Raw genomic sequence first — 18414 nt, 5'->3', positions numbered from 1 at the left:
AGCGTCACGTGAGCGTCTCCTGAAGGGAGTTGCGCAGTCTCAGCAACTCTCGACGATGGGCATGCGCTCGTAGCAGGAGCAGTCCGGCGGCGATGACGAGGACCGTGCCGGTCAGGGCGATGGTCAACGCTTCGGTCGTGGTGCCGCGGACCGCGGCCAGCGTGGTACCGGCGACGCAGGTCAAGCTGGTGACGGTGAGGGCGAGGCGGGCGCCCAGGACCCGGTCCCGGGCGTACAGGGGTCGGCGGCGGCTCAGGACCCATCCGGCGAAGGCGGCCCAGACGAGACCGACGCCGATCAGCGCGGCGAAGGCGGCCTGGGTACGCACCGGAAGGGGGTGTGGCTCGGTCGCCCACAGCACCGAGATGAGTGCGGCCCCGCACCCTCCCGCGAGACCGACGGCCATGTGCCGCATGCGGGCCCGCAGCGAGACCTCCGCCGACAGCGCGTGCTCAAGTTCCCTCGGCACATCGCGGCGTACCGCGTCGTCGTACTCACTCATGCCTCGTATCCCCTCTCGACAAGGACGTCCCGCAACATGCGGCGAGCGCGATGCAGCCTGCTCTTGACGGTGCCCGGCGGTACGCCGAGCACGTCCGCGCAGGCGGCCAGGGGCAGGTCCTGGATGTGGAACAGGAGCAGCACTTCGCGTTCCAGCGGCGGGAGCCCGCCGAGGCCTGCCTGGATCTCCAGTGCGGTCAGCACGCCCGCGTCGGAGTCGTCGCCATCGGCTTCCGTCTCCACGTCGGTGGTGGTCGGGGGAGTGCGGTACGTCTGCCGGAGGTGGTCGGTGACCGTGCGGCGGGCGATGGTGAACAGCCATGCCGCGAACCGCTCGGGCTGGCGTAGCCGCGGCAGGCCGCGCACCACCGCGACCCATGCCTCCTGGGCGAGGTCGTCCGCGGTGTCCGGGGAGCCCACCATGCCCTTCACGTAGCGCCACAGCGGGTCGTGCCAGAGGTGCACCAGCTCGTGGAACGCCTCGCGCTCCCCGAGCTGGCAGCGCACCACCAGCAGCCTTCCGTGCCCGTCGTCGCTCACCGCGTCTCCCTGTGTCGCCTCATGGTTCACCGGGACAGTCGGTGCGGGGGAGGGAAAGGTTCACGGACTCACTCGGGCGGGAACCGCGAGGGGACTCCAGCTCGGCGCCGGGCTCTGATACCCCAACCTCCGTGCACGCCGGTCGTGTTAGCGTCACTTGATCATTCTCACCAGGCGATCAGCGGGGGCGTGATGAAACTTCTCCTCACCGACTCCGGCGTCAGGAACGCGAGCATCCTGGCGGCGTTGGTCGACCTCCTTGGCAAACCGATCGCCGAAGCCGACGCTCTCTGTATCCCCACTGCGGGCTACGGGGGCCCGTACGGGGATCCGCGTGGGCCATGGCGCTTCATCAGCGGACAGTCTCCCAGTCCCATGACCGAGCTGGGTTGGAAGTCGGTGGGCGTGCTGGAGCTCACCGCACTGCCCGGCATCGACAAGGAACGCTGGGTCTCCTGGGTGCGGGAGGCAGACGTCCTTCTCGTGAACGGTGGCGACGCGCTGTACCTGTGCCACTGGATGCGGGAGTCCGGACTGGCCGACCTCCTCCCATCGCTGCACGACACGGTCTATGTGGGGCTCAGTGCGGGGAGCATGGTGCTGACCCCGCGCATCGGAGAGGCCTTCGTGGGCTGGAGGAAGTCCACCGGTGACGACAGCACGCTGAGAGTCGTCGACTTCTGCCTCTTTCCGCACCTCGACAGCCCCGGCTGTCCGGAGAACACCATGGCGGAGGCCGAGCGGTGGGCTGTCGGGATCAGCGGTCCGGCCTACGCCATCGACGCCCAGACCGCCATCAAAGTGACCGACGGCGGCGTCGAGGTCGTCTCCGAGGGGCAGTGGAAGTTGTTCAACGGGGTGTCATGAACGTAGGAGGCCTGCTGTCTTCGCGCGATCGCGATCGAGGACCTGAGAGCTCTACGCGCGTGGGGCGCGTAGACCCTATGATCACTTCGCCCAACCGTCCGTCGTGTCCGCCCAACCCTCCGAAACAGGCTGAAGAAGATGACGAACACCGCCCGCAGAGCTCCATGGATTCTTGCCCGGTCCGCGCAGGTGGCGATAGCGGTGGCCGCCGTGGCGGACGTGTTCCGCGCGGTGGCTGTGCGGGATCAGCATGTGCACCGCACGGATAGGTCCTCGCACGAGTCGGGCGTTGTCTCGATGGTGTTCGTCTACTTGATGACTCTTGCGATCGTGCTGTTCCTCGTGTGGCTCGCCCGGTCCCGGCGCAATGCCCTGGAGCTGTCCCCTCAGACCTCGCTCTCGAGTCGGGGCTGGACGATCGGCGCGTGGTTCGTACCCGGGGTCAACTTCGTCGTCCCTCGCCGGCTCGTCCTCGACATCGGACGCGCCGGCTCGGCGGAGTGGGAGCAGAAGCGGGACACGGCACTGGTGAATCTGTGGTGGGGCGCCTGGATCACGCACGCGCTGGTGCTGATGGTGGCGGTCCGGGCCGCCCCGGGCTCGATGGCACTCCTCGTGGTGGCGGAGGCGCTCATGATCGCGGCGGCCGTACTGGTCGGGCTCGTCATCGAGCGCATCACGACATTGCAGAGCCAGCCGTCGGAGGTCTCGGACACGCGTATCAGCGCCTGATTTCGTTGTGGGGTGTGGCGCGGAGATCAGAGGCTACGCCTATTCGGCCCAGCGTCCCACCGCGGTCAGCCACGCGATTCCCGGGTTCAACCACTTCGGGAAGCGTTGCACCATCTCGTTGAAGTACTCGACCCGGTGGGTGGCGCCGGCGAAGGCCTCCGCGGCGGCGTTGAGGTAATCGCGGGTGTCAGTGATGGTGGACGCGGGATCGTCGCGCTCGGGATTCTTGTGGCCAGCCACGACGCTGGTCGGGTTGACCGCTTCCACGGCGTCGATCGCCTTCAGCCAGGATTCGATGCCGTGGTCGCCGGCTTCGGAGAGGTACTGGTGCACCTGGTTGTAGATGACATCGCCACTCACGACCAGGTCCAGCGAGGGTACGTGCAGGAACGTCGTGTGTTCGGTGTCGGTGTGACCGGCCGCGTGAGGTACGAGCGACTCCCCGTCGACCTTGAGTCCCCCTTCCGGGACCGCCTCGGCGATGACCGGGGTATCGCCGATCAGTGTCGGGAATGCCGCTCCCCAGAACGGGTTCGGCTTTCCACCCGGAGTGGTCCGGTGCATTTCCGCGATCGTCTCGGCCGTGGCCCACACCTTGAGGTCCGGGAATCGCTCACGTACAGGCGCGGTCGCGTACCAATGGTCGCCGTGCGCATGGGTTACGTAGATTCCGGTGATCGTGCGGTCGAACCCGGCCGCCCACTCGGCGACGTCGACGCCCTGCTCGGTCGTCAATCCCGGATCGACCAGAACGGCCTCGCGGGGACCGTAGACGATCGTCGTGGACAACGGAGACCACAGGAGTGGGCCACCGTCAGGTCGAGGGGGCAGAGCACTGGTCGACAACGGCTGCAGGGGACTGACGTGTACGGCGTAGTCGAGAGATGTCATGGGTGTTCCTTTCATCTGGAGAAACTGGTTCGTGGCTCGGATGGTGCGCACCGATAGAATCGCGCCATGAATCGTGTGCACCGACACCGAGTCGCCGTTCTCGCGCTTGACGGCGTCTACCCCTTCGAGCTGGGCATCCCGGCACGCATCCTGGGGGCCGCCGACGGCCGCTACGAGGTCGATGTCTGCTCGGTCGACGGTGGGCCGGTCGACACCAACGCCGGGTTCTCGATCACGGTGCAGTACGGTCCTGAGCTGCTCGAATCGGCCGACACGGTGATCGTCACCCCGGTGGACCCGAGCAGACTGACCCGGGAACTGCCGGAGGAGGTCACGGGCGCACTCACCAGGTCCCGTCCCGGCGCCCGGCTCGCCTCCATCTGCACCGGTGGGTTCGTCCTGGCCGCGGCCGGACTGCTCGACGGCCGGACCGCCACCACGCACTGGGAGTGCGCGCCGGTGTTCCGCCGCTGGTTCCCGCACATCCGGCTCGACGAGGGAGTGCTGTTCGTCGAGGACGGGGAGGTGCTCACCTCCGCCGGTGCCGCGGCAGGGGTGGACCTGTGCCTGCACCTGATCCGGATCGACCACGGCATCCAACTGGCGAACATCGCGGCCCGGCGATGCGTGGTACCCCCGTTCCGCGAAGGTGGTCAGGCGCAGTACATCCAGCGTCCGATCCCCGACGGCGACACCGCGTCCACCTCCGCCACCCGCCAGTGGGCGCTCGAGCGGCTCGGTGAACCGCTGACGCTGCCCCAGCTGGCACAGCACGCGCACATGAGCCCGCGCACCTTCAGCCGGCGTTTCCGGGACGAGACCGGGGTGACGCCGAGACAGTGGCTCATCAAGCAACGCCTGGACCGTGCCCGTCAGTTGTTGGAGTCCAGCACCATGTCCGTCGACCAGATCGCCACGGACATCGGGTTCGCCACCGCCGCGTCTCTGCGTCAGCTCATGCACGCCGAACTGGGTGTCTCCCCGGCGGCCTACCGGCGCACTTTCCAGGCGTCGGTCACTCCTGCCCGATGACCTGAGTCCGTCACCCCGTCACCGACCCAGGAAGGCGTTCACCTCGTCGGCGAACTCGACCGGGTACTGGAAGAGGAACCCGTGGCCGGCATCCGGGTAGATGCTCAGCTTCGCGTTGGGCAGGTACTGGGACAGCAGGTAGGTGTTCTTGGTGGGGATCATCTCGTCGTTGTCCCCGTTGGCCACCAGAACGGGCTGCTGGATGGACTCCAGACGCTGCAGGCGAGAGTCGTCGCGCACACCCCACGCGGAGATCGCGGTCAACTGCGCGTCACGGACGGCCAGGTCCGTCGAGGTGTCCCGCTCCGCAGAACGCAGCCCCAGGCGCTTGAGGAACTCCACGCCCCTGGCCTGGCTGGACGCGCTCTTCTCGAAGAAGAGGGTGAGTAGATCGGTGGGCGCGGGAGCGTCGCCGAAGGCCGCGTCACGGATGGCCCCCGCCGTGTACAGGTGGATGTCACGCCCGCCCCGGGGGCCCGTGCCGGCCAGGACCAGGCGGCGCACCTGCCAAGGGCGGAAGAGGACGATCTCCTGAGCGATGAAACCGCCGAGCGAGAAACCCAACAGGTCATAACGGCGTAGGTCGATGGCGTCGAGAAAGGCGATCGCGTTGTACGCCATCTCCTCGACGCTGTTCGGCGTGGTGCCCGTGGAGCCGCCGACGCCGGCGAGATCGACCAGGATGACTTCGCGCTCGGCTGCGAGAGCGTCGACGAATTCGGGATCCCAGTTGTCGAGGTTGGCGCGGAAGTGCACCAGGCAGACCAGCGGCAGGGTGCTGGTGTCGGCCCGGCCGAAGCGGCGGTAGCGGTAGGTGACGCCGTCCGCGGCGTCCACGTGGAGGTTGGGCGTCTCGATCTGGCTCTGTACGGTCTCGGTGGTCACAGCTGGTCCCTCTCGTACGGGTGTCATCGACACATAGGCAGGCGTGCGCGCGAACTAGCCGCGCGGACCGAGGCGTTCGCCCATGTTCAGTTCCAGGTCGTAGATGACCTCGGGGCTCGCCTTGGCCGAAAGGCTCAGCCGGTCCTGCACGAAATCCCGTGCGAGCAGCCCGGCGAAGCGGGCGTGCGTGGCTGACAGACGGGCGGCGTCGTGCAGTGGCGCCTCTTCGTTGATGATCTCCTTGACCGCACGCAGGGCATCGGCGTCGAAGTGGGCGAGCCGCCGCGCGAAACGGTCGACGACGGCGTCCAACTCGGCGTCCGGCACGGCACGGTTGACCCACCCGTACAGCTCGGCGGTATCGGCGTCGTAGTCCTCACCAGAGGTGACGATCTCCAATGCCCGTGAACGCCCTGTCAGTTGCACCAGACGCTGAATGCCGCCGCAGCCAGGAATGACGCCCGTGCCGATCTCCAGTTGGCTCAGCACGGCCTTCTCGCGGCTGGCGAAACGCACGTCGAGGGTGGTGAGGAATTCGTTCCCGATGCCGCGAGCACGACCCCGGAGGGAGCCCACCGTGATGAAAGGGGCGTTCCCGAGGCGACCGATGATGTCGAACCAGGTCGGCATGCCTGCACCGAACTCGGCGATCCTGCCCAGGTTCAGATGGGCGATGAAGAAGTCGGGAACGGCGCTGTCGAAAACGACGACCTTGACGTCGGGATCCGCTTCGAGCCTGCCGACGACTTCGTCGAGAGCGGTCTCCACCTCGGGCTCATAGAGGTTGAGGGGAGGATTGTCGAAGGTGACGCGCCAGTAGCCGGGGCTCTGCCGCTCGGCACGTACGGGTGCGTGTGCGGGGGCCGTGGTGTTGCTCGACATGGGGGTGTTCCTGATCCGTAGGGTGCAAAGCGCAAGGAGTGCGGAGGCACGCCTGTCCGTCGGAGAACACCCGCTCTGTTGAGCACGAAGCAATCGCCGATCGGCGACCGTGGTTGGTGTCGGTTGCCGGAATTGCTCGAAGTGGTCTCTCGCAGGATGCCGACATGTCGCTCGCTGGCGAACGCCGCACGTCACACTGTCCCCGTCGCAGGAACACGCCGCCTATGGCAAGAACGTCAATAACCGCTGAAAAGCGGCCACGCGCGCTAGGGCCTGTCGGCGGATCTCGGGTTGAGCCCTCGGTCGCCTCCGTCCGGTTGGAGTGGGGAAGATTTCGCTTAGGCTTTGGCCATGCTGCTGGTCCACGGCGGGGAAGCCGTAGCTGACGCTCCCGAACTACGCACGGGGGGAGTGCCACTAGTCCCGGCTGGATTCGTCTGGCCGAACTGCCGCGAGTGCGGCGGGCCCATGCAGTTCCTGGCTTATCTGCCCCTTGAAGTGGGGGTGATCGCGGTCTTCTTCTGCCAGAACGACCCGGGCATGTGCGATGACTGGGACGCCACCTCCGGTGCCAACCGCGGCTTCGTCTTCGGAGGCCAACTATCGGCGGCTACCGTCCCCGCCCAGGGCGAGACACTGCTCGGAGCGGTGACCTCCCTGCGCCCCCACCCAGCCGACACCCCAACCACGGAGCCTGTTCTGGGACGGCTGGGTGGCGAACCCGACTGGATCCAAGGTGACGAGACCCCCGGCTGTCCCTCCTGCACCGCCCGTATGACATTCACGGCCGAACTCGAAGAGGGATCCGACTTCGCGACCTCCGCCAACTTCGGTGGAGGCGGCCGCGGTTACGTCTTTCACTGCCACCCCTGCGGTGCGGCCGCCTTCCTCTGGCAACGATGAGGACTGCCTGCAAGCTCATGTTCCGAGCCTCTCGTCGGGGCAGTGGTGCCGGGGCCGTGATCTTTTTTCGGGACACGTGAAGCTTTCCTGCGGGCACCGGCGGTGTGTTGGTGGGCGCGGCAGGACGTCGAATGTGCGGTGACTGACCCAGCGTCCACCCTGCCCACCGGTTTTCGGTAGGTGCGGCAGCAGCCGCGACCATTCGCTGTTCATCAGATCGCCCCGCCCCATGACCATGCGGACCCGGAGATGCGGCAGTTCAATGATCCGTCGGACAGGGCCTAGTCCTTGCCCGCGGCCCCCGCGACCTGTCCGTCGGAGCCGCGCCGGCGTGCGGCGAAGATCACCGCGGGGATGCCCGGGACCAGGATCCAGCACAGGTACGCCCACTCGGTGGCGAGTGCGACCGGGATGGAGACCAGGAACCCCGCGGCCACCGCGCTCATGCGGCGGATTGCCCCGGGCAGCAGGTCGGGCGGGGTGCCCGGGCGGTAGAGGGTGGCGCGGCGGATCTCCCGGACCATGAAGACGAACAGCACGCACGCGACGAACTGCACGATCGCGTAGAAGATGAACCGGGCCTGGAACGCGCCGTCGCCGCCGATCACGTCGGTCGCGAACGGGGTGATCACCAACATGAGGAGCCAGTACACGGTCAGGCTCGTCATCAGCTTGTTCGACGACGTGACATAGCGGAACACCCGGTGGTGGGCGCGCCAGTGCGCGGCGATCACCACGAAGCTGATCGCGAAGGCCATGTAGGCGTCACGGTGATCGGTGGCCGAGTGCCACAACTCGGAATTGGTCGAGCCCTCCGGCACCGGCAGTTCCAGTGCCAGCAGAGTGAGCGCGATGGCGACCACCGCGTCCCCGAAGAACGTGAGCCGCTCCGCGGCGACCGCCCGGATCTCCGTGTCCTCGGGCGGTTGTTGATCAGTCGAGTGAGCCATGGCGCAGAGGATGCCACAGGTGGTTGTGGGTCCCGTGCGCCGGTTGCCCACATGCACATAGCCGGTGGCCCAGGTCTCGGGTCGGGGAGTGGTACTGCTGTTCCCACCCACTCCACTGGCGGTCGCTGTACGGGCCGAAGGAGGATCGGACCAGACCAGACCGTCGTTCCCCGCTGACGAAGGCGCCGTGTCCGCCGACGGCGCAGATCGGACACCGTCATGACCATGGCCTATCTCGCACAGCCCGAGCAGCAGCAGAAGCTCGAATGGCTGGACGGCGGCGAGTTCGCCGTCCTCCTGGACAGCGCGGCCACCGCCGGGCAGTTGACCGTCGGACGGTTCTCCGTCAGCAAGGGCGAGGCACCGCCGTACCACCAACACACCCGTGAGGACGAGGTGTTCATGCTCATCAAGGGCAGCGCGCTGCTGTGGTGCGACGACCAGGAGATGGAACTGTCGGAGGGCGGCATCGTCTTCCTCCCCCGCAACGTCCCGCACGGCTACCGGATCACGTCCGACACCGCCGACCTGCTGATGATCTGCACCCCGGGCGGCATCGAGGGCATGTTCCGCCACGCCGGCCGCGACCTGGCCAGCCCGCGCCCCGAGGGTTACGAGATCTCCCGCGACCTCCTGGCCGAAGCCGCCGACACGTACGGCCAGATCATCGTCGGACCGCCCCGCTGACCATCGCCGACGCGTGCCGCGAGGACGTGCCGGCGAGTAAAGAGTCCGTCGCGGGGCGGCAGAAGCAGCCTGTGGTCCATGGCGTGTGCACCACGATGATCTGTATGGCGACGACGAACCACTTGGGCATCGCACTGCGGGGCTGGCGTGAGCGTGTGTCACCCGGCGACTGCGGGCTGCCGACGGACGGCGACCGGCGCATCCCCGGACTGCGTCGCGAGGAACTGGCCCGACTGGCCGGGCTGTCGGTCGACTACGTGGTGCGGCTGGAGCAGGGCCGCGCCCGCCACCCCTCCGACCAGGTGGTCGCCGCCCTGGCCAGGGCGCTGCGCCTCGACCCGGCCGAGCGCGACCATCTGTTCCGCTGCGCCCGGCTCGCGCCACCCGCCACCGGGAGCGTGTCCCGGCAAGTGCCCGCGCGAGTAGGCCAGTTGGTGAGGCGGCTCGGAGACAACCCCACCGCGGTCTTCGCCGCCGACTGGACCCTCGTCGGCTGGAACGGAATGTGGTCCGCGACGGTCGGTGATCCCCGTACGTACGGCTGGGACGAGGGCAATCTCGTCGCCGGGATGTTCCGGTCGAGCGGGGGACCAGCGGGGGTGCCCATCGCGGGCTGGCCGGTGAGGTCGTGGGCCGGCGACGAGGCCGAGGAGGAGGACCTCGTCGCCGATCTGCGGGTGACGGCCGCCGCCCATCCGCACGACGGACGTCTCGCCTCCCTTGTCGACCACCTGCGGCGCGGCAACCCCCGGTTCGCGCGCCTGTGGTCCAACGGCACCGCCCGCGCGCACGTCGGCGACCGCAAGACCATCGAGCACCCGCTGGTCGGGGACATCGACGTCGACCTCGACATCCTGACGCCCGCCGGTACCGATCTCAGGGTCGTCACGTACACGGCCGAGGCCGGGACCACCGGCGCGGAGAGGATCGACGCCCTGCGCGCCGCCCGTACTTCGGTGAGTACGAGCCCGGCCCGCCCCAAGTCGGGGATCTCCAGCGCCGGTTGATGGTCACGGTTCGGTGACGAAGGCCGGTGCGGTGTGCGCCGGCCGGACCCCTGTGGCGTGGGAGTGGTGCGACGGTGGCGAGGCTCGCCTCGATGGTTCGAGCCGTCGTACTTCCTCCCGGGCGAACGAAGGGCCGACCATGCAGCACCGCACATCGACTACACAGCACCGCAGTTGGGGACTGATCGCTGCCGGCGTGGCCGCCGCCGGGCTGTGCGCCGTGTTGGCCACGACGGCACTGGCCTCGTCCGACCACGGAACCGAGCCGCAGGCCGGCTACCGGTCGTCGAGCACGGTCCAGAAGGCTCCGGCGGCTGAGGGGACCAAGGCGTCTGTCGACGCCGGGACCGACTCCCAGCTGTCCAAGGAGAACAAGGCGTCCCCCGCCGACGGGACCAAGTCCCAGGTGTCCGAGGAGAACCAGCAACTCCTTGAGATTCAGCGGGAGATCAAGGTCACGACGGGCAACCCCACCGCGGACCAGATCACCAGGGCCGAGAAGTTGATCCGGCAGTTGAAGGCCGACGGCAAGGCCACCGCGGACCAACTCGCCTGGCTGAAGCTGACTCCCGCGGAGAAGACCACGCAGGCGCCCCCGGTCGGCAAGAACTGAGTGACGCGGGAAAGCGACGGTGTCCGAGAACGGCGGGCCGCGGTGACGGACTTCGAGGAGTTCTACCAGTCGGCGTACGCGCGACTGGTCGGTCAGCTGTTCTCGGTCACCGGCAGTCTCGAACAGGCCGAGGACGTCGTACAGGAGGCGTTCGTCCGGGCGTTGGACCGCTGGGACACGATCCGGACGTACGACGTGCCGGAACTGTGGGTGCGCAGGGTGGCGATCAATCTCGCGGTCAGCGAGATCCGGCGACTGCGCCGCCGCGCCGCGGCCCTGCTGCGCCTGGGTGCTCAGCGCCCGCAACCGCACCTCACACCGGAGACGGCCGGTGTCGCCGAGATGCTGCACCGGGTGCCGGTGAACCAGCGGCCGGTGCTGTTGCTGCACGACGTACTGGACCTGCCGATCGACCAGGTCGCCGAGCAGTTGGGTCTGCCGGTGAGCACCGTGCGCGGCCGGCTCGCCCGAGCCCGCGCGAACCTGGCTCGCCGGCTCGCCGCAGATCCGGAAGGAGCGTTGTCCCGCCATGGCCGAACCTGAGCGCAGTCTTCGCCGGCTCGTCGAGGAGGGCACCCGTGCCGCGCGGCAGCCGCCGGTCGCGGACCTGCGCCGCCGGTCGCGCCGTCGTCGTACGGTCCGGGAGGTCGCGACCGCTACGGTCGCCGCCCTCGCCGTGGCCGCCACGGTCGTGGCCGTCCTCCCGTTGATCGGCTCCGAGCCGTCCGGAACGGGCGTCCCCGGTCCGACGGCCCCAGGCACTCCCCGCCCCTCGGTGACCCGGTCGCTGACCGCCTCGCCGACCGAGATCGTGCGCGGCGGCACGCTGACGCTCCGCGGCACCGGCTGCGCGCCGGGCACGGCGGTGTCCGTCGGAATCCGCTGGGAGCGCGGCGCGAAGCTGAGCCTCTCGATGGAGGAGCGGAAGGCGCAGGGCACCCCGCGGACGACCGCCACGGCCGCCGCGACACACACGCTGACCTCGGTCGACGCGCTTGCCGACGGATCCTTCCAAGCCGGGGTCACGATCCCGGCCAGCCCACCGGTCGCCAGGCCCACCCTCTGGGCGCGCTGCCAGACCTCCGCTCCGGCCCATCAGCTCACCCAGGACCTCTCGATCGTCGTCAGGAGCGACTGAAGGCGATGTAACCGCTTAGATTCTCTTGACAGGTTAGATGTCGGGTGGTTGGCTCCTGCCTGTAACCACTCATGGCCAAGTCAGGAGTTAGATACCATGGCGACCATCCATCACCGCTACGCGACCGTTCGTGGGCAGCAGCTCTTCTACCGGGAAGCGGGGCCGGAGGACGCGCCGGTCGTGGTGCTGCTGCACGGCTTCCCCACCAGCTCGTTCATGTTCCGGGACCTGATCCCGCTGCTGGCCGACCGCTATCACGTCATCGCCCCGGACCACCTCGGCTTCGGCCTGTCCGACGCGCCGACCGTGGACGACTTCGACTACACCTTCGACGCCCTGGCCGACCTCACCTCGGGCCTGCTGGGTCAGCTCGGTATCAGCCGTTACGCGATCTACGTGCAGGACTACGGCGCCCCCGTGGGTTGGCGGCTCGCGCTGGCTGACCCGGCCGCGGTCACGGCGATCATCAGCCAGAACGGCAACGGTTACGAGGCCGGGTTCGCGGAGGAGTTCTGGAAGCCGGTGCGGGCGTACTGGCAGGAGCAGAGTCCGCAGACCGAGCCGGGAGTGCGCGGGGCGCTGACCCTGGAGGCCATCCGGTGGCAGTACCTGCACGGCGTGGCCGACGAGAGCCTGGTCGACCCCGACACCTGGCACCACGACCTCGCGTCGGTGTCCCGACCCGGGAACGACCTGGTGCAGCTCAAGCTGTTCGCCGACTACGCGAACAACCTCCCGCTCTATCCCAAGCTCCACGCCTATTTGCGCGAGAGCGAAGTCCCGGTGCTAGCCGTTTGGGGCCGCAACGACGAGATCTTCGCCCCCGCCGGCGCGCTCGCCTTCGCCGACGACGCGCCCCACGCCGAGATCCACCTGCTCGACGGGGGCCACTTCCTCCTCGAAAGCCACCTCGACCAGGCCGCCGACCTCATCCGCGGCTTCTTGAACAGGGCACTGTCGTGACCGGGCCGCTGCACGGTCAGACCGTGCTCGTCATCGGACGGGGTGGCGGAATCGCCCGCGCCGTCGTGGTCGCCGCCCGGGACGCCGGAGCCCACGTCATCGCCGCCGGCCGCGACCGGCAGGCACTCGACAAGGCCTACGCCGGCGAATCCGACATCGACACCGAGACGGTCGACCTCACCGACGAGGCCTCCATCGCCGCCCTCGGCGAACGGCTCGGGACGATCGACCACGTGGTGTCCACCGCCTCGGCACGCGCCCGCGGCCGGCTCGCCGACCTGGACCGGGATGCGGTCAGGCGCTCCTTCGACACCAAGGTCATCGGCCCGTTGATGCTGGCCAAGCACCTGGCTCCCCGCACCCCCGCGTCCGGATCCTTCACCCTCTTCTCCGGCGTCGCCGCGGCGAAGATCGCGGTCGGGACGCTGGCCGTGGCCATCACCAACGGAGCCGCCGATGTCCTGGCCCGCTCCCTCGCCCTCGAGCTCGCCCCGATCCGCGTCAACGCGATCTCCCCGGGAGTCATCGACACCGGCGCCTGGGACGCCTTCGGTGAAGCGGGCAAGGCGGACTACTTCGCCGACATCGCCGCCCGCAACCCGGCCCGTCGCATCGGCACCGTCGACGACATCGCGGGTGCCGTCCTCTACGCCATGACCAGCACCTTCCTGACCGGCACCACGCTGCGCGTCGACGGCGGCGAACCGCTCACCTGACCCGCCCCGACGGAGGAGAAGGGAACGAAACGATGGGCCTCTCCTGGCAGCAAGGACCACTCGCCCCCGGTGCGGTCGGCCGGTTCCTGGTCCCCGGCCCGATGCCCGAAAGAATGCTGTTCGCGGAACCGCTGCGCCGCCGCATGCGGGTCCGGTTCGGCGACGCGTGGATCGCCGACAGCGAGAACGTCGTCCTGCTCCACGAACCCGGCCGCTACCCGGTGGCGTACTTCCCGCTCGGCGACATCGACCCCGATGCCCTGCACCGGAGTGAGCACACCACCCGCCACCGCGACCTCGGGCCGACGTCCTGGTACACCGTCGGCTCCGGCACGCGGAGCACTCAACGCGCGGCCTGGCAGCACACCGAACTACCAGCCCACGCGCCGGAGTTGGAAGGCGGCATCGCCTTCGCCTGGCGCGCGATGGACGCCTTCTACGAGGAGGACGAACGGATCGTCGGCCACGCCGCCGACAGCTACCACCGCGTCGACATCCGCCGCACCAGCCGCCACCTCGTCGTCCGTAGCGGCGACAGGATCGTCGCCGACACCACCGTCCCGCTGGTCCTGTACGAGTCCGGCTTCGCGCCCCGCTGGTACGTCCCGCGCGCCGACGTGGACGAGTCCGCTCTGACGCCGGTCGAGGGGCAGACCTTCTGCCCGTACAAGGGGTTGGCCAGCTACTACGACATCGCCGGCGCCCGGCGCGCGGCCTGGTCGTACGAGGACGCCTGGACCGAGGTGCGACGCGTCTCCGGGATGGTGTCGTTCGAACCGGACGAGGTCGAGGTGCGCCTCGACGGTGTCCGACTACGGTTGGAACCCGGCCAGAACGTCGTCTCGCACGGCGTCGACCGCAACCTCGACCTCGACGAGACGACGGTGGTCCGGAAGATCTGACAGGCAGTCCTGACGGGTAGTCCTGATGGGCAGCCCCGACAGGGAGCCCCGAAAGGCACCGCCGGACCGGCCGTCACCGCAGGAAGGAGCGCGCGATGCCGTCGCTGTTGTCGGTGAACGTCGGTATGCCGAAGGACGTGGCCTGGCAGGGCCGGACCGTCCACACCGGCGTGTGGAAGTACCCGGTGCACGGCCCCGCCATGGTCCGCCGCCTCAACATCGACGGCGACGGTCAGGGGGACACCGCCGGCCACGGCGGCGAACAACGGGCCGTGCTGGTCTACCAGATCCAGTCCTACGAACACTGGCAGCGCCACTTCGGACGCGACGACCTCGAATACGGCAACTTCGGCGAGAACCTCACCGTCGACGGGCTGCCCGACGACGAGGTCTGCATCGGTGACCGCTACCGCATCGGCGAGGCCGAGTTCGAGGTCACTCAGCCACGGGTCACCTGCTACCGCGTCGGCCTGCGCCTCGGCGCGCCCGAACTGCCCGCACTGCTGGTCGGCCACCACCGTCCCGGCTTCTACATGCGGATAGTGCGGGAGGGGACCATCGAGGCCGGCGACGAGATCGTCCGGACTAGGATCGGGCCGGGCGCGCTGAGCGTGGCGGACACCGACGCGCTGCTCTACCTTCCGGGCCGGGACCCCGAGAAGCTGCGGCTCGCCCTCGACATCCCTGCGCTGAGCCCCGGCTGGCAGGGCTCGTTCCGCGACCTGCTGGCGAAGGCGTCGAGCACGGCAACGGAAACAGCGACAGGGGCAGGAACAGGGGCAGGAACAGGCGCAGAAACAGAGGCGGCGACGGCCACACGCCCCGCCTGGTCCGGATTCCGGCCGCTCCTCGTGGCCGACGTGATCCCCGAGAGCGCGACGGTCTCCTCGATCCTCCTGGCCACCTCCGACGGCTCCCCGCTCCCCGCCGCCGACGCGGGCCAGTACCTCACCCTGCGCCTCCCCGAAGCGGCGGACCCGGCCCCGGTCCGCAACTACTCGCTGTCCTCCACCCTCGATTCCGGCCGCTACCGGATCAGCGTCAAACACGAACCCCACGGCACCGCGAGCGGCTACCTCACCACGCGGCTGCGAGCGGGCGCGACCCTCCAAGTCGCCGCGCCCCGGGGCGAGTTCGTGCTCGCCGACGAAACCGGCCCCGTGCTCCTCGTCTCCGCCGGTATCGGCCTCACGCCGGTGCTGGCGATGCTGCACGAACTCGCCGCGAGGGACTGCGACCGGGAGGTCTGGTGGTTGCACGGCGCCCGCAGCCCGGGGGAGCACCTCCTGGTCGCGGAGGCGCATGCACTGCTCGCCGGGTTGCCGCACGCCCATGAGCACGTGTTCTACAGCGCGGGCGAGGGGCACATCGGCACCGGCCCGTACACGGCGCACGCGGGTCGCCTCACGAAGGACGAGTTGATCGCGCTGTCCGTCCCAGGCGACGCGACCGCCTACGTCTGCGGACCCGCCGCCTTCATGACCGACGTGCGGCACGCTCTGACCGAGGCAGGCCTCGGTCCGGCCCGTATCCACACCGAGTTCTTCGGCGCCCTGCCGTCCATCGACCCAGGTGTCGTCGCGCATACGGCCAGGCCTCCCCATCAGCCCCCGGGTCCGCCCGGTACCGGCCCGCTGGTGACCTTCGCCCGCAGCGGCCTCGCCGTCCCGTTCCCCGAGGACGGGCGCAACGTGCTCGAACTCGCCGATGCCTGCGACGTCCCGGCCCGCTGGAGCTGCCGTACCGGCGTCTGCCACACCTGCGTCACGCCGTTGCTGTCCGGCGAGGTCACCTACGCGCCGACTCCGCTGGAACTCCCCGACGACGGTCAGGTCCTCATCTGCTGCGCGCGGCCCGGCACGGACGTCGTCCTCGACATGTAGGGCTCCTCGGGTGGGCCGTCGTGCGCGGCCCTCCTCGGGTCAGGTCCGACGGGGATATTGATTCCCTCTACACCTAGATGCATAGTGCGGTTATGCATAAGCGGGTTATGGAAGTCGCCGCACCGGCCGAAGGCCTGATCATCGCCCTGGAGGAGATGGTCCGCTACGTCCGGCACAGTGCCACCGCCGGCGGCCTGAGCACCGCGGCCTCCGCGACACTCGGCCGACTCGGGCGCGAGGGCCCGCACCGGCTCACCGATCTGGCCCGCGCCGAACGCGCGACCCAGCCGAACATGACGCAGCTCGTGACCCGACTGGAGCGCGCCGGCCTGGTCCGCCGCGTCGCCGACGCGAGCGACGGCCGCGGCGTGCTGGTGGAGATCACCGACGCCGGCGAGGAGATGTTCCTGCGGCGGCGCGCCGAACGCGCGAACGCGCTCGAAGCACTCATCGACGAACTGACCGTGGAGGAACGGCAGGCGGTACAGATCGCCCTGCCCGCGCTGGCCCGCGCCATTCAGGAAGGCCATTCGCTTCGAGAGGCTGGAGAGAACCGCACATGACCGCACCGCATGGAAAGGCCGCCAGCCCCTTCCGGCAGCCGAAGGCCGTCTGGGCCGTCGCGTTCGCCTGCGTGATCTCGTTCATGGGGATCGGCCTCGTGGACCCGATCCTGCCCGCGCTGGCCGACAGCCTGCACGCCTCGCCCAGCCAGGTCTCGCTGCTGTTCAGCAGCTACCTGATCGTGACGGCGGTCGCGATGCTGTTCGTGGGCTGGGTCTCCAGCCGGATCGGCGCCAAGCCCACGCTGGTCATAGGCCTGGCCGTCATCGTCGTCTTCGCGGCGCTCGCGGGGACCAGCGGTTCCATCGACGGCATCGTCGGCTTCCGGGCCGGCTGGGGTCTGGGCAACGCGCTCTTCATCGCGACCTCCCTCGCCGTCATCGTCGCCTCGGCGAGCGGCGGTTTCGGCGGCGCGATCATCCTCTACGAGACCGCGCTGGGTCTCGGTATCGCCGTAGGCCCGCTGCTGGGCGGCGAGTTGGGCGCCATCAGCTGGCGAGGTCCCTTCTTCGGTGTGGCGGTGCTGATGGCGATCGCCCTCGTCGCGACCCTCGCCTTCGTCCCCTCCCTGCCCAAGCCGAAGCAGCGCACCTCGGCCCTGGCCCCGCTGAAGGCCCTGCGGCACCGAGGCCTGCTGACCATGGGCATCATGGCCCTGCTGTACAACTGGGGCTTCTTCACCATGCTCGGATACGCCCCGTATCCCATGGAGTTGAGCGCCCACCAGCTCGGCCTGGTCTTCACCGGCTGGGGTCTGCTGGTCGCCGCCTTCAGCGTGTTCTTCGCCCCGCGTCTCCAGGCCCGCTTCGGCACGGCCCCGGTGCTGTACGCCAACCTCGTCGGCCTGAGCGTCGTGATGGCCGTCATCGCCGCGGGCGTCGCCACCCCGACGGTGGTGATCGTGGCCGTCATCGTCAGCGGTGCCTTCATCGGCGTCAACAACACCCTGACCACACAGGCCGTCATGCTCGTCTCGCCCGTCGAGCGCCCCGTCGCCTCCTCCGCGTACGGCTTCCTGCGCTTCATCGGCGGCGGCCTCGCGCCGTACGTGGCGGGCAAGTTGGCCGACGCCACCGACCTGAGCGTGCCCTTCTACGTCGGCGCCGGCACCTTCCTGCTCGCCATTCCCGTTCTCGCCAGCGGCCACCGGCTGTTGCGCGCGGCCGAGACCGACACGGGAGAAGGGGAGCCCGTCGTGCCGTCGCTCACCCCGGTCGGACCCCGTGCCACGACCGATGTCCCGCTCGTCATCGTCGCCGTCGGCTCCGACGCCAAGGCCGCCGCGATCGTCGACGCCGCGGCCAGGCTCGCCCGCGACACGAGCAGCCCGCTGGAGGTCGTCCACGTCCAACAGACCGCGGTGGTCGAGGAACAGGCCGTCGACACCGAGACCCACGACCATGCGCGCGCCGCTGTCACCGCCCACCTCGACCGCCTCGCCGCCCAGGGCGTCGCGGCCACCGGACAGATCCTGGTCAGCGTCGGCGACCACGCCGCGGCCGGTCGGGCGCTGGCCCAGCACGCCACCGACGTCGGCGCCCGTGCCGTGGCCATCGGGCGCTCGCCGCGCGGCCCGGCCGCCCAGTTCGGCGACGGCAGCTTGACCACCGCCCTTACGCACACCGCGAGTTGCACGGTCGTGCTCGTCGACCCGGCCACCGCACCCCGCAACCTCACCGCGGCCACGCTGGCGGAACTGCGCGGCGGCGACGCCTGAACCGCTGACGCCTCGCGCGCCGCAAACGCCTTCCGCCCAGC

The 18414-nt window shown here is 69.3% G+C and carries 21 protein-coding genes and 1 pseudogene; 15 read left to right on the top strand and 7 right to left on the bottom strand.

Translation table 11 applies throughout. The annotated features are described in order from the left end of the window. Positions 1 to 4 precede the first annotated feature (4 nt). Both ACIP6U_RS30680 and ACIP6U_RS30675 read right to left on the bottom strand, forming a co-directional pair. On the bottom strand, positions 5 to 502 hold the full coding sequence (locus ACIP6U_RS30680) for a transmembrane transport protein (RefSeq protein WP_401724424.1): 498 nt from the start codon (positions 500 to 502) through the stop codon (positions 5 to 7). Further along, on the bottom strand, positions 499 to 1041 hold the full coding sequence (locus tag ACIP6U_RS30675) for an RNA polymerase sigma factor (RefSeq protein ID WP_401724421.1): 543 nt from the start codon (positions 1039 to 1041) through the stop codon (positions 499 to 501). The genes ACIP6U_RS30680 and ACIP6U_RS30675 overlap by 4 nt, the downstream gene beginning before the upstream one ends. Before the next feature lie 192 nt (positions 1042 to 1233). Here ACIP6U_RS30675 and ACIP6U_RS30670 point away from each other — a divergent pair, with 192 nt between their 5' ends. Continuing rightward, positions 1234 to 1908 carry a Type 1 glutamine amidotransferase-like domain-containing protein gene (locus tag ACIP6U_RS30670; protein WP_401724419.1) on the top strand — a complete coding sequence of 225 codons (675 nt, stop codon included), beginning with the start codon at positions 1234 to 1236 and terminating at the stop codon, positions 1906 to 1908. 138 nt (positions 1909 to 2046) lie between these two features. Continuing rightward, a complete protein-coding gene (locus tag ACIP6U_RS30665; RefSeq protein WP_401724416.1) occupies positions 2047 to 2640 on the top strand; it encodes a DUF4328 domain-containing protein in 594 nt (197 codons plus the stop codon). A 39-nt stretch (positions 2641 to 2679) separates the two neighbouring features. Here the strand turns inward: ACIP6U_RS30665 and ACIP6U_RS30660 are convergent, their stop codons facing one another. Beyond that, positions 2680 to 3429, bottom strand: coding sequence for an MBL fold metallo-hydrolase (locus ACIP6U_RS30660; protein WP_401724413.1), 750 nt, complete (start codon positions 3427 to 3429; stop codon positions 2680 to 2682). Positions 3430 to 3597: 168 nt separating this feature from the next. Between ACIP6U_RS30660 and ACIP6U_RS30655 the strand changes: the two genes are divergently transcribed. After that, complete coding sequence (locus ACIP6U_RS30655; RefSeq protein ID WP_401724411.1) at positions 3598 to 4563, top strand: GlxA family transcriptional regulator; 966 nt, start codon at positions 3598 to 3600, stop codon at positions 4561 to 4563. Between the two features lie 18 nt (positions 4564 to 4581). Here ACIP6U_RS30655 and ACIP6U_RS30650 read toward each other — a convergent pair whose 3' ends face one another. After that, positions 4582 to 5448: an alpha/beta fold hydrolase gene (locus ACIP6U_RS30650; RefSeq protein WP_401724409.1), complete on the bottom strand. Its 867-nt coding sequence runs from the start codon at positions 5446 to 5448 to the stop codon at positions 4582 to 4584. A 54-nt stretch (positions 5449 to 5502) separates the two neighbouring features. After that, positions 5503 to 6330 carry an enoyl-CoA hydratase/isomerase family protein gene (locus ACIP6U_RS30645; RefSeq protein ID WP_401724407.1) on the bottom strand — a complete coding sequence of 276 codons (828 nt, stop codon included), beginning with the start codon at positions 6328 to 6330 and terminating at the stop codon, positions 5503 to 5505. 468 nt (positions 6331 to 6798) lie between these two features. On the opposite strand from ACIP6U_RS30645, the gene ACIP6U_RS30640 reads away from it, so the two are divergent. Beyond that, positions 6799 to 7233 carry a hypothetical protein gene (locus tag ACIP6U_RS30640; RefSeq protein ID WP_401724405.1) on the top strand — a complete coding sequence of 145 codons (435 nt, stop codon included), beginning with the start codon at positions 6799 to 6801 and terminating at the stop codon, positions 7231 to 7233. Between the two features lie 21 nt (positions 7234 to 7254). Here the strand turns inward: ACIP6U_RS30640 and ACIP6U_RS30635 are convergent. Together ACIP6U_RS30635 and ACIP6U_RS30630 are read right to left on the bottom strand one after the other, a co-directional pair. Then, a pseudogene (locus tag ACIP6U_RS30635) lies at positions 7255 to 7464 on the bottom strand (hypothetical protein); the annotation flags it as partial. A 50-nt stretch (positions 7465 to 7514) separates the two neighbouring features. Next, complete coding sequence (locus ACIP6U_RS30630) at positions 7515 to 8183, bottom strand: TMEM175 family protein (RefSeq protein ID WP_401724403.1); 669 nt, start codon at positions 8181 to 8183, stop codon at positions 7515 to 7517. Between the two features lie 225 nt (positions 8184 to 8408). Here ACIP6U_RS30630 and ACIP6U_RS30625 point away from each other — a divergent pair, with 225 nt between their 5' ends. The 11 genes from ACIP6U_RS30625 (at position 8409) to ACIP6U_RS30575 (ending at position 18373) form a co-directional block, all read left to right on the top strand. Beyond that, a complete protein-coding gene (locus tag ACIP6U_RS30625) occupies positions 8409 to 8870 on the top strand; it encodes a cupin domain-containing protein (RefSeq protein ID WP_401724400.1) in 462 nt (153 codons plus the stop codon). A gap of 104 nt (positions 8871 to 8974) precedes the next feature. After that, the gene (locus ACIP6U_RS30620; RefSeq protein ID WP_401724397.1) at positions 8975 to 9877 is read left to right on the top strand and encodes a helix-turn-helix transcriptional regulator; all 903 of its coding nucleotides are present in this window, start codon (positions 8975 to 8977) and stop codon (positions 9875 to 9877) included. A gap of 139 nt (positions 9878 to 10016) precedes the next feature. Beyond that, positions 10017 to 10490: a hypothetical protein gene (locus ACIP6U_RS30615; RefSeq protein WP_401724394.1), complete on the top strand. Its 474-nt coding sequence runs from the start codon at positions 10017 to 10019 to the stop codon at positions 10488 to 10490. 42 nt (positions 10491 to 10532) lie between these two features. Further along, positions 10533 to 11033: a sigma-70 family RNA polymerase sigma factor gene (locus ACIP6U_RS30610; protein ID WP_401724391.1), complete on the top strand. Its 501-nt coding sequence runs from the start codon at positions 10533 to 10535 to the stop codon at positions 11031 to 11033. Next, a complete protein-coding gene (locus tag ACIP6U_RS30605; protein WP_401724388.1) occupies positions 11020 to 11628 on the top strand; it encodes a hypothetical protein in 609 nt (202 codons plus the stop codon). The genes ACIP6U_RS30610 and ACIP6U_RS30605 overlap by 14 nt, the downstream gene beginning before the upstream one ends. Before the next feature lie 96 nt (positions 11629 to 11724). Beyond that, positions 11725 to 12591 carry an alpha/beta fold hydrolase gene (locus ACIP6U_RS30600; RefSeq protein ID WP_401724385.1) on the top strand — a complete coding sequence of 289 codons (867 nt, stop codon included), beginning with the start codon at positions 11725 to 11727 and terminating at the stop codon, positions 12589 to 12591. Then, complete coding sequence (locus ACIP6U_RS30595; RefSeq protein WP_401724382.1) at positions 12588 to 13307, top strand: SDR family oxidoreductase; 720 nt, start codon at positions 12588 to 12590, stop codon at positions 13305 to 13307. Before ACIP6U_RS30600 ends, ACIP6U_RS30595 begins: the two co-directional genes overlap by 4 nt. 32 nt (positions 13308 to 13339) lie before the next feature. Beyond that, positions 13340 to 14209: a DUF427 domain-containing protein gene (locus ACIP6U_RS30590; RefSeq protein ID WP_401724379.1), complete on the top strand. Its 870-nt coding sequence runs from the start codon at positions 13340 to 13342 to the stop codon at positions 14207 to 14209. 95 nt (positions 14210 to 14304) lie between these two features. Next, on the top strand, positions 14305 to 16092 hold the full coding sequence (locus ACIP6U_RS30585; protein WP_401724377.1) for an MOSC domain-containing protein: 1788 nt from the start codon (positions 14305 to 14307) through the stop codon (positions 16090 to 16092). A gap of 92 nt (positions 16093 to 16184) precedes the next feature. Then, a complete protein-coding gene (locus ACIP6U_RS30580) occupies positions 16185 to 16655 on the top strand; it encodes a MarR family winged helix-turn-helix transcriptional regulator (RefSeq protein ID WP_401724375.1) in 471 nt (156 codons plus the stop codon). Beyond that, complete coding sequence (locus tag ACIP6U_RS30575) at positions 16652 to 18373, top strand: MFS transporter (RefSeq protein ID WP_401724373.1); 1722 nt, start codon at positions 16652 to 16654, stop codon at positions 18371 to 18373. Before ACIP6U_RS30580 ends, ACIP6U_RS30575 begins: the two co-directional genes overlap by 4 nt. The last annotated feature ends 41 nt before the right edge of the window (positions 18374 to 18414 follow it).

It is taken from the genome of Streptomyces sp. NPDC088794 (genome assembly GCF_044750545.1).
Classification (GTDB): Bacteria; Actinomycetota; Actinomycetes; order Streptomycetales; family Streptomycetaceae; genus Streptomyces.
Note: the sequence above shows the minus strand (reverse complement) of the source record. Positions and strands in the feature narration are given on the sequence as shown.